Annotated in this window: 15 protein-coding genes; 13 read left to right on the top strand and 2 right to left on the bottom strand. The window is 65.1% G+C overall.

The features are described from left to right. Nucleotides 1-28: 28 nt before the first annotated feature. The 12 genes from ACYQOP_RS26175 (at nt 29) to ACYQOP_RS26120 (ending at nt 10,982) form a co-directional block, all read left to right on the top strand. The gene (locus ACYQOP_RS26175; RefSeq protein WP_461225061.1) at nt 29-757 is read left to right on the top strand and encodes a biotin/lipoate--protein ligase family protein; all 729 of its coding nucleotides are present in this window, start codon (nt 29-31) and stop codon (nt 755-757) included. Nucleotides 758-834: 77 nt separating this feature from the next. Continuing rightward, complete coding sequence (locus ACYQOP_RS26170; RefSeq protein ID WP_461225059.1) at nt 835-2,118, top strand: OprO/OprP family phosphate-selective porin; 1,284 nt, start codon at nt 835-837, stop codon at nt 2,116-2,118. 151 nt (nt 2,119-2,269) lie between these two features. Next, a complete protein-coding gene (locus ACYQOP_RS26165) occupies nt 2,270-2,848 on the top strand; it encodes a DUF6505 family protein (RefSeq protein WP_461225057.1) in 579 nt (192 codons plus the stop codon). Continuing rightward, a complete protein-coding gene (locus ACYQOP_RS26160) occupies nt 2,845-3,855 on the top strand; it encodes a DUF6352 family protein (RefSeq protein WP_461225055.1) in 1,011 nt (336 codons plus the stop codon). The genes ACYQOP_RS26165 and ACYQOP_RS26160 overlap by 4 nt, the downstream gene beginning before the upstream one ends. Beyond that, complete coding sequence (locus tag ACYQOP_RS26155; RefSeq protein WP_461225053.1) at nt 3,852-4,394, top strand: DUF3305 domain-containing protein; 543 nt, start codon at nt 3,852-3,854, stop codon at nt 4,392-4,394. Before ACYQOP_RS26160 ends, ACYQOP_RS26155 begins: the two co-directional genes overlap by 4 nt. Continuing rightward, on the top strand, nt 4,391-5,065 hold the full coding sequence (locus ACYQOP_RS26150; protein ID WP_461225051.1) for a DUF3306 domain-containing protein: 675 nt from the start codon (nt 4,391-4,393) through the stop codon (nt 5,063-5,065). The genes ACYQOP_RS26155 and ACYQOP_RS26150 overlap by 4 nt, the downstream gene beginning before the upstream one ends. A 95-nt stretch (nt 5,066-5,160) precedes the next feature. Then, nucleotides 5,161-5,808 (top strand): TorD/DmsD family molecular chaperone, encoded by a 648-nt coding sequence (locus tag ACYQOP_RS26145; protein ID WP_461225049.1) that lies wholly within the window; start codon nt 5,161-5,163, stop codon nt 5,806-5,808. A gap of 44 nt (nt 5,809-5,852) precedes the next feature. Then, nucleotides 5,853-6,077, top strand: coding sequence for a formate dehydrogenase (locus tag ACYQOP_RS26140; RefSeq protein WP_461225047.1), 225 nt, complete (start codon nt 5,853-5,855; stop codon nt 6,075-6,077). Nucleotides 6,078-6,084: 7 nt separating this feature from the next. Continuing rightward, a complete protein-coding gene (locus ACYQOP_RS26135) occupies nt 6,085-9,027 on the top strand; it encodes a formate dehydrogenase subunit alpha (RefSeq protein WP_056431012.1) in 2,943 nt (980 codons plus the stop codon). A 12-nt stretch (nt 9,028-9,039) separates the two neighbouring features. Then, complete coding sequence (fdh3B, locus tag ACYQOP_RS26130) at nt 9,040-9,636, top strand: formate dehydrogenase FDH3 subunit beta (RefSeq protein WP_056431009.1); 597 nt, start codon at nt 9,040-9,042, stop codon at nt 9,634-9,636. A gap of 47 nt (nt 9,637-9,683) precedes the next feature. After that, a complete protein-coding gene (locus ACYQOP_RS26125) occupies nt 9,684-10,715 on the top strand; it encodes a formate dehydrogenase subunit gamma (protein WP_461225044.1) in 1,032 nt (343 codons plus the stop codon). Nucleotides 10,716-10,778: 63 nt separating this feature from the next. Beyond that, on the top strand, nt 10,779-10,982 hold the full coding sequence (locus ACYQOP_RS26120; protein ID WP_207412793.1) for a hypothetical protein: 204 nt from the start codon (nt 10,779-10,781) through the stop codon (nt 10,980-10,982). A 120-nt stretch (nt 10,983-11,102) separates the two neighbouring features. On the opposite strand, the gene ACYQOP_RS26115 is transcribed toward ACYQOP_RS26120, so the two are convergent. Then, nucleotides 11,103-11,879 (bottom strand): HesA/MoeB/ThiF family protein, encoded by a 777-nt coding sequence (locus ACYQOP_RS26115; protein ID WP_461225042.1) that lies wholly within the window; start codon nt 11,877-11,879, stop codon nt 11,103-11,105. Between the two features lie 112 nt (nt 11,880-11,991). On the opposite strand from ACYQOP_RS26115, the gene dapE reads away from it, so the two are divergent. Next, a complete protein-coding gene (gene dapE, locus ACYQOP_RS26110; protein WP_461225497.1) occupies nt 11,992-13,197 on the top strand; it encodes a succinyl-diaminopimelate desuccinylase in 1,206 nt (401 codons plus the stop codon). A gap of 6 nt (nt 13,198-13,203) precedes the next feature. Here the strand turns inward: dapE and ACYQOP_RS26105 are convergent, their stop codons facing one another. Then, nucleotides 13,204-14,589 carry a hypothetical protein gene (locus ACYQOP_RS26105; RefSeq protein WP_461225040.1) on the bottom strand — a complete coding sequence of 462 codons (1,386 nt, stop codon included), beginning with the start codon at nt 14,587-14,589 and terminating at the stop codon, nt 13,204-13,206. Nucleotides 14,590-14,621: the final 32 nt, after the last annotated feature.

Below are 14,621 nucleotides of genomic sequence, written 5' to 3'. Positions count from 1 at the left end.
CATACGGGCGCAGGTAGAACCGAAACGCATGGCGCCGAGCTCCGACGACCCGGACCTGATCCTGCCGCCCGTCTTTTCTCTCGCCATCTCAGCCGGGCCGGCGAGCGCGTTCGATGAAGCCCGCGAGGCAGCCGCATCAGGCGGCGGGACCGGGCGCCTCGTCTGGCGAAAAAACGCGGAGCTGCTCGACTTTGCGGTGATCCTCGAGCCGGACGAGCCTCTCGCCACGGCGCGCCGCGCCGTCTTCGCCGGCATGGTGGCGCTTGCCGAGGCCATCGGTGCGCATGGTCCGCCCGAGGTCCCGGTGACGTTCGGCTGGCCCGATACGCTCCGCTTCGACGGCGCGCGCCTCGGCGGCGGGCGTCTCGGATGGCCGGCAACTTGTGGCGAGGGCGACGTGCCGGACTGGCTCGTCTTCTCCGCCACGATCATCGCCTCGAAGGCAGGGGCCGGCGATCCGGGCCTGACGCCGGATTCGACCTCCCTCGAGAACGAGGGTTTCAGTTTCGAGGATGGCCACGGAATCCTCGTGGAGAGCTTCGCCCGTCATCTCATGAAGACCTTCGCCATCTGGGAGGAAGACGGTTTCGCGGGAATCGAACGACGCTATCTCCGGCGGCTCGCCGATGGCGGTCCGACGGCACGGATCGATGCTGGCGGCGACCTGATCGGCGGCGACGGCGATCGCCGCGATCTCGTCGAAGCCCTGGCCGCGATGCGCTGGGGCGATCCGCAGACGGGCGAGCCTCATCTGTGAATGTGGCGATGCCCGGATTGTGGGAATGTCGGTCGATATCGCCCGCGGTGAGGGCGTTCCCCAGAGAGAAGACATCGTTGAGAACCCGCATCGCTCGCCTCGCTGCGCTGGCCGCGATTCTATCCCTGCCGGGTGGGCTTCGGGCTGAGGAGGCTCCGAGGGGCCCGGCCATCGAGGCGAAGGGCATGCCCGGCCCCTATGGCGAGCGGCTCACCATCGACGACAAGGGCATCACCCTGACCTTTCCCGACGATGCCGTGACATTGCGCATCGGCGGCCGGCTCCACCTCGATTTCGGTGCGGCCGCCATCCGCCAATCGGGCTTCGGCGACCCGTTCAGCGACAACATCGCCGTGCGCCGCTCGTGGATCGAGACCACCCTGAACCTCGGCAAGGATGTCGGGCTCGGCTTCCAGTACGATTTCGCCGATCCGGTGACGCCGATCAACGATGCGGTCCTGGTCTATCGCGGTGTGCCGGACATGCTCTTCAGCATCGGCAACGAGAAGGAGCCGTTCGGCCTCGACCAGCTCGCCTCCAACAACAACATCCTGTTCACCGAACGGGCCCTGTCCGACGCCTTCGTTCCGGCGCGGAACTTCGGCTTCGCCGTGGGCAGACACGGCAAGGACTGGAGCGTCGTCACCGGGATCTTCGGCGGCAACGCCAATACCGGTATCGGCAGCGAGGGCTTGGCCTCGACGAGCCGGGTGACCTACGCGCCGATCAACGAAGAGAAGCGGACGCTCCATGTCGGCCTCGCCGGGAGCTACCGCAGTCTGCCGCGTGACGAGAGCCCCCTCTCGCTCTCGAGCCGATCCGAAGCGTTCCTCTATACGAGGAGGTTCGTCGATACCGGCGATATTCGTGATGCGGCGAGCATCGCCCGCCTCGGTGCGGAACTGGCCTATCGCTCCGGTCCGCTTCTGGTGAGCGCGGAATACACGCGAACCGAGATCGGCCGGTTCGATGGCGGATCGCCGCTGAGCTTCCAGGGGGGATACGTCCAGGCGAGCTGGGTGCTCAACGGCGACAATCGGGCCTATCGCATGGCACCCGACTTCAATGGCACCAGCTATGCGGTCTTTGGTGGCGTCAAAGTCGCAGAAGCGCAGCGCATCACCCGTGGCGGTTTCGGCGTCTTCGAACTCGGCCTGCGTTTCTCGGCCATCGATCTCGACGATGGCGGCGTGCGCGGCGGCATCGAGCGGGACGGCACGGTGGGCCTATCCTGGTATCCCGATACCAACATCCGCATCATGGCCGATTACGTCCGGTCCCACACCTCTCCCTCCGCGCTTCAGAACGGACGGACGATCGACGCCGATACGTTCATCGGCCGGTTTCAACTGTATTGGTGAAGGGCGTCTCGCCCAGTCGTGAGCAATTTCCGCGAGCCGACCCCAGATACGTGCCGTGGACGCCGGACAGGTGCCTCGAACACGAAGGTCTTCGCCACCACCTCTCGGCCGGTTCGGGTGGTGACGATGGAATGAACAGGCGAAGGCCTCGATGAGCAGTCTCAAACTTCCCCGGACGATCCGCCTCGATCCGTCCGATACCTTTGTCTTCGCGAAGGCGGCCGAGCCCGGCGAATGGGCCGTCACGGGCTCGTTCCTGTTCTGGGATGCCGACGTTCCGCTTCTCGAAGGTAAGGACCGTACGGCGTTTCGCTCCGGGTTCCTCGGGGTGACCTCCCTCGGCTTCTCGACCCTGGCAGTGGTCAGCGAGGCGACGATGGCCGAGCGGGACAAAGCGGTCGAGCAGCTGGCGCATCACCTTTGCGAGCGCCTCGGCGCGCCTACCCTCGATGTGGCCCGCATCGCGGCCGACGAGGAGATCGCCTTCGCCGCCACCCTGTGTCAGCCGGCGGTGGGAAGCGTGATCGCGCTGCATCGGACCTTCGAGGACGGTGCGATCCGCGAAGCGTTCCGCACGCTGCATCAGCGTGGGCCGGGCGTCGCCGGGGCGGACAAGTTGCATGCCCATGCCAGGGCTTTCACCTTCGAGGAGACCGAAGACGAACCCGAGGAACGGGCGGACCTCATCGGCATGGCCAACGCACCTGTTTCCGGGAATGACGGACGATGACCGAGTTCTGGGTCTCCAGCGGACACCACCTCGCCGGGCGCACGGAAGGGGGGGGCCTTGCCGTCACCGACGAGTTGATCCTCGCCTATCTCGCACGGCCCGAGCTCGTGCCGCCCGACGAAGCCTGCATGGCGGAGCGGGCGCTCCACCGCGGCCTCGTGACGGCGCCGCGCCGGCCGGTCTCCCCCGGTGAGATCGCCGCGATGGCGGATGCCGATGCGCGCGAGAACTGGACCATGATGCTCGCCTTCCGCGACCGGTTGATGGCCGCGCGGTCGGTGGAGGCGGCCTATCTCGATCTCGTTCGCAGGGGCCTGAACGGCACGCCACCGATCTTCCTCAATCAATTGGCGCATCTCATCCTGCGTAATGCCCTCGATGGCTGCGATGACCCCTACACGCTCCGCGCCGGCGAGCTCTTCTTCCGGCCGCAGCGCGTCTCTTTCGTCGATGGCGCGGCGTTGCTGGCCGATGCCGAGGTGATCGAGGCGCGGGAGACCGGGGCCGCGCAGTCGCCCCTCGTCGCCATGCTGGGCAAGGAGCCGGCGAATGAGCTCGACGTGCTCACGGACGAGACGGCCTGGACCTATTGGAGCCGCTCCGACGCATTCACCATGGCGCTCAACCTCGGGAGCAACCCAAAGAGCCGCGACGGTCTGGCGCGCGCCATCGAGGCCTGGGTTCGACACCTTCTGCATGTGGAGGCGAAAGTGGAGCCGATCGCCTCCATGGACGATCCGGACTGGCGCTGGTTCGTCGGGCTCGACGCTCAAGCGACCCGAATCGGCAACGCCCTCTGGAACGGCGAGACCCTGGACGAAGCGAGCCGCATGCGCATCCTGGCCCTGTTTCGCCTCACCTTCGCCGACGACCGGCGGATCGACCCGCGCGCTTCCGGCCGGCCGGTCTATCTCCTGATGGCCATGGACCCCGACAAGCGCCTTTTTCTCAAACCTCAGAACCTCGTGGCTGGATTGCCGCTCGCCGACGGCGCGGAGGCCGCATGACCGAAGAGAATCCGACCCCTGCACCGGCGCCGCCCGACGACCGTTTCGATGTCGGGATCATTGTCGTCAAACGGGCCTTGAAGAGCCGTTGGACAAGCCATGCCTGGCTACCGGTCGCGGCCCTTCCGGCGATCCCGGCCGCCTCGCCCTGGACCGTGCTGTCGTCGACGCCGGAGGAGGAAACTTTCTATGCCGGCGCCTACGAGGTCTCGCTCCACCCCGCCGAGACGTCGCATTACCGCGACAACCTGATCTCGGGCCGGCCCTCGCTCTGGGTCGCCCTGCGGCAGGTTGCGGAGGGCAGCTACGAAGTCGCCAATGTGACGGCCGATCCCTATGAGGGCGAATCCATGGCCGAGGGTATCGGCGAGGTGGTCGAGGCGGTGCCGATGCCGCTGGAGGTGCAGGCCAAGGTTCTGGCTTTCTTCGAGGCCTTCCACGTCGAACAGGTGTTCCACAAGCGTAAGCGCGACCGGGCCGATCCCGAGGCCCTGGCGCGACAGGGGACCGGTACGCGCAGACGGGGGGACGAGGGATGAGCGGCGGCGATTTCTTTTCCCGCTGGTCGAAGCGCAAGCGGGCTGTCGTCCGCGAGAGCCCGCCCGCGACCGTGCCGGTTGGAAGCGAGGCGGTCGAGAGCGAAGCGGTCGAGAGGGAGGCGGCGCCTCTCGCGGGAGAACTCTCCGCGGGTGAGACCCTGTCGCCCGAGGAACTCGCCAAGTTGCCCTCCCTGGACAGCCTGACGGCACAGACCGATCTGGCCCAGTTCCTTCGGGCTGGCGTTCCGATGGTGATGCGCAAGGCGGCTTTGCGCCGGATGTGGTCCCTCGACACCAACATCCGCGACTATGTCAGCGAGGCGCGGGAATACGCCTATGACTGGAATGTGGTGGGCGATGTGCCGGGAAACGGCCCGCTTCTGCCCACAGATGACATCAAGGCCATGCTGCGGGAAATCTTCGACGGGACGCCCGACTTGAACGTCGATCCTGAACAGGAAAGCGAAGAGGCCACGCTGATCGAAGCGGAGGAGCTGGCGGAGGAATCCGAGCCGGTGAAAACCGAAGAGACGGATCGGGGCAGTGAAGAACCGGGTCTCACTGTCGTGCAGGTTGGCGAGCCAAGCTTGGCCTTGTCGCCGCCACGTTCTGCCCCCGTGGACACGGCTATGCCGAGACCGCGACGACATGGCAGCGCCATCCCACTTTGAGCAATTAAAAACTACGTTGCGCACGTCCCATTCCGCGGTATTGTGGACGAAGTGAATTCACTTCGCCCGCGATCGGGTCGCGGTTTGAGGATGGTATGCGTTCGGTTGAGTTGTTGCGCGAAGACGAAGCGAAACTCGCTTCCGGCGCGCCCGGCATGACGCAGCCGGTCGTGGACGACGTCGATTTTCTGCGCGCTCATCTCTACGATCTCCTCGCGGCCCTGACCGGCCGAGTCCCGTCCGATGATATCCTGTCGCTTCTTGCCGGCTCGGGTGGCGATGAGACTCCCCTGGGCAAGGCGAGCTCCGCCCTCGCTCGCGAAGCGGCCGGTGCGGATCTGGCCAAGGTCGGGCGCGAGTATTTCGATCTCTTCGTCGGCGTCGGACGCGGCGAAGTCGTGCCGCACGCTTCCTACTACCTGACCGGCTTTCTCAACGAGCGTCCGTTGGCGCGCATCCGCCAGGATCTGGCCCGGCTCGGCATCGAAGCCTCGGGCGGCATGAGCGAGCCGGAAGACCATGTGGCGATGCTGCTCGAGACCATGGCGGGTCTCGTCTCGGGTCGTTTCGAGACGGGAGCCGGCGAGGACCGCGTCTTCTTCGAGCGGCATCTAAAGCCCTGGGCCGGGCGTTTGTTCGACGATGTGGCGGTCAATACCCGTTCGTCTTTCTACCGTGCCGTGGGCGACCTCGGCCGGACGTTCATCGACATCGAGACCCGGGCTTACGCGCTCGACGCGTGAGGCGGGAATCATTGAAACATCGGTCGCATTCAGGAGTGACGAGCATGCGGGACGATCGAAAGGACGAGATGGGACGGCGCCATTTCTTCCGCGCCTTCGGCGGCGGATCGGTGGCGGCCGCTGCCGCGATCACGGCCCAGCCGATGATTGCGACGCCCGCGCAGGCTTACGACCCCGGCGCGGATGAGACGAAGGCCCGCTACCGCGAGTCCGACCACGTCAAGGCGTTCTACCGCACCAACGGCTACGAGACCCTGAAGAAGAATTGAGGGCGCCATGCTGATCAAGCGCAAGACAGGCGGCCCGGGCCGCACCTTCCATCAGGCCGTCACCATCGGCGAGACGCCGAAGGCCCTCGACCGTCGCGCCTTCCTGCGCAATTCCGGCCTCGTCGCCGGAGGGCTCGCGGCCGCCGGCTCGATCCAGCTTGGCTCGGTCCGCAAGGCCCAGGCGGCGGGCGCCTCCGCGATCGGCCCCGAGGTGACGATCAAGAAGAACATCTGCACCCATTGCTCGGTGGGTTGCACGGTGACGGCGGAGGTCGTGAACGGCGTCTGGGTCGGCCAGGAGCCCTCCTTCAGCAGCCCGATCAACCGGGGTACCCATTGCGCCAAGGGCGCGGCGATCCGCGAGCTCGTCTCCAGCGACCGCCGCCTGAAATATCCGATGAAGATGGTCGACGGGCAGTGGACCCGCATCTCCTGGGATCAGGCCATCGATGAGATCGGCGATAAGATCACCGGTCTGCGGGATAAATACGGCCCGGATTCCGTCTACTGGCTCGGCTCCGCCAAATTCACCAACGAAGCCGCCTACGTCCTGCGTAAGTTCGGCGCCTTCTGGGGTACCAACTCGGTCGATCACCAGGCGCGGATCTGCCATTCGACGACGGTGGCCGGCGTTGCCAATACCTGGGGCTACGGCGCTCAGACCAATTCTTACAACGACATCCGCAACGCCAAGACGATGATCATTCTCGGTGGCAACCCCGCCGAAGCGCATCCGGTCTCCCTTCAGCACCTGCTGTCCGGCAAGGAGATCAACCGCGCGAACATGATCGTCATCGATCCGCGCTTCACCCGCACGGCCGCCCACGCCACGGAATATGTCCGCATCCGTTCCGGCACCGACATCCCAGTGGTCTGGGGCATCCTCTGGCACGTGTTCCAGAATGGCTGGGAGGACAAGGAGTTCATCAGCCAGCGGGTCTACGCCATGGACGACGTCCGCAAGGAAGTCGCCAAGTGGAATCCCGAGGAGGTCGAGCGTGTTTCCGGCGTGCCGGGCGAGCAGCTGCGCCGCGTGGCCGAGAAGTTCGCCAAGGAGAAGCCCGCCACCCTGATCTGGTGCATGGGCGCGACCCAGCACACGGTGGGCACCGCCAACGTCCGTGCGCTCTGCATTCTGTGTCTCGCCACGGGCAATGTCGGCAAGCCGGGAACGGGCGCGAACATCTTCCGCGGCCACACCAACGTACAGGGGGCCACCGATTTGGGCCTCGATGTGACGTCGCTGCCGCTCTATTACGGTCTCGTCGAAGGGGCCTGGAAGCACTGGGCGCGCGTCTGGGACGTGGAATACGACTGGCTCCAGTCGCGATTCGACGAGGTGCCGGCCAAGGGCGGTCGGAAGGCTCGTACGCGCAAGGAGAGCATGGAATTACCCGGCATCACCTCCACGAGGTGGTTCGACGGCGTGAACCTGCCCGAAGAACAGGTGGACCAGCGCACCGGCATCAAGGCGATGATGGTGTTCGGCCATGGCGGCAACACCGTCACCCGCCTGCCGGAGGCGGTGAAGGGCTTGACCAAGCTCGACCTCCTCGTAGTGGCGGATCCGCATCCCACCACCTTCGCCGCCCTCGATGCGCGGCGCGACAACACCTACCTCCTGCCGATCTGCACCTCGCTGGAGATGGATGGCAGCCGCACGGCCTCGAACCGCTCGCTCCAATGGGGCGAGCAGATCGTGAAACCCGCCTTCGAATCGAAGAACGATTACGAGGTCATCTATCGTCTGGCGGCGAAGCTCGGCTTCGCCGACAAGATGTTCAAGAACATCAAAGTCGTGGACGCGGTGCCGGACGCAGAGGATATCCTGCGGGAGATCAACCGCGGCGGCTGGTCGACGGGCTATTGCGGCCAGAGCCCGGAACGCCTGAAGGCGCATATGCGCAACCAGGCCAAGTTCGATCTGGTGACGCTGCGGGCACCCAAGGACGACCCTGAAGTGGGCGGCGACTATTACGGCCTGCCCTGGCCGTGCTGGGGCAAGCCGGAGCTCCGCCATCCGGGCACGCATATCCTCTACAACACCAATCTCCACATCAAGGACGGTGGCGGAACGTTCCGGGCCCGCTTCGGCACCGAGCGTAACGGCGTGACCCTGCTGGCAGAGGATTCCTTCGCCAAGGGCTCCGAGCTCACCGACGGCTACCCCGAATTCACCATGGCGGTGTTCAAGAAGCTCGGCTGGGACAAGGATCTGACCGCCGAGGAGATGGCGACCATCACGAAGATCGGTGGGGCCAACATCGATACGGTGAGCTGGGCGACCGACCTGTCGGGCGGTATCCAGCGCGTCTGCCTCGACCACGGCGTCACGCCCTACGGCAACGGCAAGGCCCGGGCGAATGCCTGGAACCTGCCCGACCCCGTGCCGGTGCACCGCGAGCCCATCTATACGCCGCGTCCCGATCTCGTGGCCCAGTACCCGACCCGCCCCGACGAACGTCAGCTGCGCATGCCGAATATCGGCTTCTCGGTGCAGAAGGCGGCGGTGGATCGCGGCATCGCCAAGGACTTCCCGATCATCCTCACCTCCGGCCGTCTCGTGGAATACGAGGGCGGCGGCGAGGAGACGCGCTCGAACCCGTGGCTCGCCGAGTTGCAGCAGGACATGTTCGTCGAGATCAACACCGGCGATGCCACCGATCGCGGCATCAAGGACGGTCAGTTCGTCTGGGTCTCCGGCCCCGAGAACAACGCCAAGGCCAAGGTCAAGGCGCTGGTGACGGACCGGGTCGGCAAGGGCGTCGCCTTCATGCCGTTCCACTTCTCCGGCTGGTACCAGGGCGACGACATGCGGAAATTCTATCCGCACGGCACCGACCCCGTGGTGCTGGGCGAGAGCTCCAACAACACGACGACCTATGGCTTCGATCCTGTGACGGGCATGCAGGAGACGAAGTGCACCCTGTGTCAGATCCGGGCCGTTTGAGGGATAATCGCCATGGCTCGCATGAAATTCCTCTGCGACGCGGACCGCTGCATCGAATGCAACGCCTGCGTCACCGCCTGCAAGAACGAGCACGAGGTGCCGTGGGGCATCAACCGCCGGCGTGTCGTCACGCTCAATGACGGCAAGCCCGGCGAGCGCTCGGTCTCCATGGCCTGCATGCACTGCACCGACGCGCCCTGCGCGGCGGTGTGCCCGGTGAATTGTTTCTACACCACGGCCGACGCGGTGGTGCTGCATTCGAAGGACATCTGCATCGGCTGCGGATACTGCTTCTACGCCTGTCCGTTCGGCGCGCCGCAATATCCGAAGGTCGGCAACTTCGGTTCGCGCGGCAAGATGGACAAGTGCACCTACTGCGCCGGCGGTCCCGAATCCGATCTCTCCACCATCGAGTACGAGAAATACGGTTCGAACCGTCTCGCCGAGGGCAAGCTGCCGCTCTGCGCCGAGATGTGCTCGACCAAGGCGTTGCTGGCGGGTGACGGTGAGATGATCGCCCAGATCTACAAGCAGCGCGTGATCAAGCGCGGCTACGGCTCCGGCGCCTGGGGCTGGAAGACCGCCTATCGCGAAACCGTCGCCATCTAGGCGACGGATTGGACTGCCGGGGTCGAGACTTCAGGAAGGAAACGCCGATGCGGCGGACACTGACGACTTTCAGGACGCTGGTCGCAGCGACCATCCTCACGGCGGCTGTCGGCGCCTCGTCGGCCTCCTTCGCGCAGCAGACGCGCGACGGACTGAACCCGACCGGGCAGAACCCGACGGCGGAATCCGTCAACGAGGATTTCCTGTTCAAGCAGGACCCGAAGATCACCGGCCGCATCAGCATCCCCGACGGCAAGGCGGCTCACCTGATCCAGCCCGCCGGCCGCGACTACCGTGATTTCCGGGAACGGTGGCTGCCCTGGCTCAGCGCGCTCGCCGTCCTCGGCGCCGTCGCGCTTCTCGGCCTGTTCTACTTCTTCCGGGGCCGAATCCTGATGGAGCCCGGTCCCGATACGGGCCGCAAGATCCTGCGCTTCAACGGGTTCGAGCGGTTCGCGCACTGGATGACGTCGAGCTGCTTCATCATCCTGGCTCTGTCAGGCCTGAACTACATCTTCGGCAAGCGCCTGCTGATGCCTCTCATCGGTGCGGATGCGTTCGGCGTGGTGGCGCAATACGCGAAGTTCAGCCACATCTACCTCGCGTGGCCGTTCATGATTGGCGTCGCGCTGATGCTGGTGCTCTGGCTGAAGGACAACATCCCGAACAAGATCGACATTGCCTGGATCAAGGCCTTCGGCGGCTTCATCGGCAACAAGCATCCCAGCGCTGGCCGTTTCAACGCAGGCCAAAAGATGGTGTTCTGGATGGTGATCGGCTTCGGCACGGCCATGAGCGTCACCGGCCTGATGATGATCTTTCCATTCGCCCTCACCGACATCACCGGAATGCAGCTGATGCAGGTGATCCACGCCCTCATCGGCATCGCCTTCATCGCCGGCATCCTCGCCCATATCTACATCGGCACGCTCGGCATGGAGGGCGCCTACGACGCGATGGGCAGTGGCAAGGTCGATCTTGGCTGGGCAAAGGTCCACCACGACCTCTGGGTTGAGGAAGAGCAGGCCAAGAACGCGAGCGGCCCGCAACTCGGGCGGCATCAGGTGCCTGCCGAGTAACCTGACGGACTAATACAGGCGCTCGGCGACCGGAGCCGGCATGTCGAGGATCGGACAACGTCCATGAAAGCTTTCATCATCGCCCTCGTCGTTGCCGTCGCCCTCGGCACGCTGGCCGCTATGCTTCTCAACCAGCAGCAGCGCTTCGCCTACCAGGCCTTCACGACCTCCGGCACGCGGGTCTCCGACCCGGCGGGGCACAGCAATCTCGTCGGGCCGCATTGGAACGGCGTCACGCCCGATCCGGAGAAGCCCTCTAAGTCCTGAATTCCGGAATCTCACGGAACGCCCATGACGTGGGTTTTGGGTCGCGAAAGAAGCCCCGCTTGCCGGATGCGCGGTACCGTATTCGGTGGGTAAAGGACGGCGAAAGCGACTTTCCGGTCCCTAATTCGCCGATCCGTTCAACGGATTTCCTTCGTCCCAACCATAGCCGAGCGTCTCGAACCGCATGGATCGGGCATCGACCATGAGCAGCCGTCCCACCAGCGGCTCGCCGAAATCCGCAACCGCGCGGATCACTTCCATCGCCATCAGAGATCCCATCACCCCCGCCAGAGCGCCGAGCACACCGGCCTCGGCGCAGGCGGGCACGCTGCCAGGGGGAGGCGGGTTCGGGAACAGGCAGCGATAGGTCGGATTCGGGCGGCCGTCCTTTCCAGTCTCATGGGCGCGGATCGTCGTCAGTGTGCCGTCGAACTGCCCGAGGGCGGCCGTGACGAGCGGACGCTTGGCGTGGAAACAGGCATCGGAGACGGCATAGCGGGTCGCGAAATTGTCCGACCCATCGGCGACGATATCGTATCGGCCAATCAACGCGACGGCATTGTCCGCGTCGATCCGCATGAGATGCGGTTCGATCCGCACATGCGGATTTAGACGCGCCACGGCATCGGCGGCGCTGTCGATCTTCGGACGACCGATATCGGGCGTGCCGTGAATGACCTGCCGCTGCAGATTGGAGAGCGAGACCGTGTCGTCGTCGACGATGCCGATCGTGCCGATGCCGGCCGCTGCCAGATACTGGATCAGTGGAGCGCCAAGCCCGCCGGCGCCGATGACGAGCACCCGCGCCGCCTGCAAACGCGCCTGTCCCGGTCCGCCGACTTCGCGCAGGACGAGGTGGCGGGCGTAGCGTTCGACTTCGTCGCTGGAGAAGGCCATCCCGGTGAGATAGCCCTTGCGGCGAAGCGCCGAAAGGCCATCGGGACGGTATTTGCGTCCCGGTGCCGTGCCGCTTATTCGCGACGGTGGAATGTCCCATCTCGACGAGACGATGCCCGTGTCCTCTCCCGTTATCGCCGATCACTCGCCGCTGGCCCTCGCCCAGGCCCTCATCCGCTGTCCGTCAGTGACGCCGGAGGAGGGCGGTGCCCTGCAATGGCTCGGTGGCGTCCTGGAGGAGGCAGGTTTCACTGTCGAGCGCCCACGCTTCTCGGAGCCGGGAACGCCCGATATCGACAATCTCTACGCGCGGATCGGGACAGGCAGTCCCTATCTCCTTTTCGCTGGCCATACCGACGTCGTCCCGCCAGGCTCCGTCGAAGCGTGGCGGCACGGGCCGTTCGATGGCGCGGTAGCGGACGGCATGCTCTACGGCCGCGGCGCGGTCGATATGAAAGGCGGTATCGCCTGCATGCTCTCGGCGGCGCTCGCTTTCGTCGCCGAGCGGGGAGGGGCGTTCAACGGCTCCATCGGGTTCCTCATCACCGGCGACGAGGAGGGGCCAGCCATCAACGGGACGGTGAAGCTCCTCGAATGGGCGAAGGCGCGGGGCGAGCGTTTCGATCATTGCCTTCTCGGCGAGCCCACCAACCCGGCGCACCTCGGCGAGATGATCAAGATCGGTCGGCGCGGGTCTCTCACCGGCAAGCTCGTCGTCCATGGCCGCCAGGGCCACGTGGCCTACCCCCACAAGGCCGAGAACCCCATCCCCGGCCTGCTGCGCCTCGCCTCCGCCCTTCTCGCCGAGCCCCTTGATGGCGGCACCGCGCATTTCGATGCGTCGAACCTCGAATTCACCACCATCGATGTCGGCAATCCGGCCACCAATGTCATCCCGGCCGATGCCCGCGCGACGTTCAACATTCGCTTCAACGAGGGTTGGACGGCGGAAACCCTGGGTGCCGAGATCCAACGGCGGCTGGAGGCGGCCGCCGGCAACACCGTCCGGTTCACCCTGGACCTTCAGCCTTCGAACTCGCCCGCCTTCCTCACCGCGCCGGACGCGTTCACGGACCTCGTGGTCGAGGCGATCGAGACCGAGACCGGGCTGCGCCCGGTCCTGTCCACCACCGGGGGCACATCGGATGCCCGTTTCATCAAGGATGCCTGTCCGGTCATCGAGTTCGGCCTCGTGGGTGAGACCATGCACCAGACCGACGAATGCGTGGCTATCGCCGATCTGGATCGGCTGACCGCGATCTATGGGCGGGTGCTGGCGGCTTACTTCGGGGAAACAGCGAACCCAGCCAAAGCCTGATGGGCATCACGACGCCTTGCGCATCATCGACTGTCGAACCCAGCTATCGCGAATGCGATACCGGCATTGGAGGCGATGCCGGTGCAAGGTGAAGCGGCGATTGCGCGGGCCCAATCTTTCCCCGACGGCGATGTAGATCTGCCGAAGGCGGTGGACATGCGGGTCGTCCAGGCGCAGCTCGATACTGGCTCTCGTCAGCGCGGCCGCAGCCTTGGGATCCTTGACACTGAGCGGAACGAGGCTGTCACCGAGGATGATGCGCCCGACTTCCAGAAGCAGGTTTTCGTGTGTGCCGTCGGTGGAAGCGGCCAGCCGTTCGAGGTCGAACAGGGTCCGCACGCCTAGGGGCCAAAGCCGGATGACCCTCTCTCGGCCGACCGAACAGCAGAGCTGCGCCTGCGCCACCCAATCCATGATCTGGTAGACGCCGAACGGTGTCTCTACGAACAGCATCAGCGGATTGGCGGTGGCTAGGTTCTGTGTCGAGTGGATGTGGTGATCGTCGAGCCTGACACGGATGTTGCTGTCGATCCCGTCGATGATCTCTACGGGTGTGATCTTGAAGGCCCGGAAGACGTCCTCTTCCTCGCGTTTGAAGTTCTTCAGCTGGTCTCTTTGCACGATGCTCCGCATGACGACATCTGGCATGATCCCGGCGACGAAACAGGCGACGACCACTGCAGCGATGGTGGCCGGCGCAGTCGCGAGGGAATCTGCTTTCAGCAGTGCGGAGACCACGTCCGTCCCGATCCAGAGGATAGAAATGACGAGGATCGGCCCGAGCGCGATGCTGACCAGCATCCTGATGCTCTCGCCGACGATCGTCCCGGGGCTCATGTCGAAGTTCTTGATCGCGCGGTAGAAACTGCGCAACGCCGTAACGTAGCTTCCGGCGAAGGCCGCGCAGATTCCCAGGAGCCAGACCAGCCCCAGGCTACCCGGCGTCGGATACGTCACGCCCGGCCAGCTGAAACCGGACGGTGTCGTCGGTTGTCCGGCGAACATCCAGAGGAGCAGCGACAATCCGTAGAACATGCCGATCCCCGCGAATGCGCTGAAGGGAGCGCAGCCGATGAGCCAGGAGACCTTCGAGAAATCCTCGCGTTTGCGATGCGCCTCCCGCGCCATGGCATTCGTTCGATCATCGCCACCGAATCCTGCGGTCGGGTCGCTGCTGCGCTTGGCCCCGACGAAATACTTGTATTTCACGAATTCGAAGGATGGGATCAGCATCGGCCCCGGCTGATCCGATCTATCGAAGACCGTTGCGAGATCCGTGATGATCTCCTGCCTCTGAAGTTTGATCGCCTCTCGTATGGCGACGAATATCAGCGGTGAGACGACCGCGAAGACAGTCGCGAGAACGAGGATGATCTGGAATGGCGTTTCCACGGGCGAAGGCTCCAGGCCTCACGATGTCGAAG

This window comes from Methylobacterium sp. CM6247 (genome assembly GCF_054817925.1).
The sequence above is the reverse complement of the archived record's forward strand: the minus strand, read 5'-3'. Positions and strand labels throughout refer to the sequence as shown.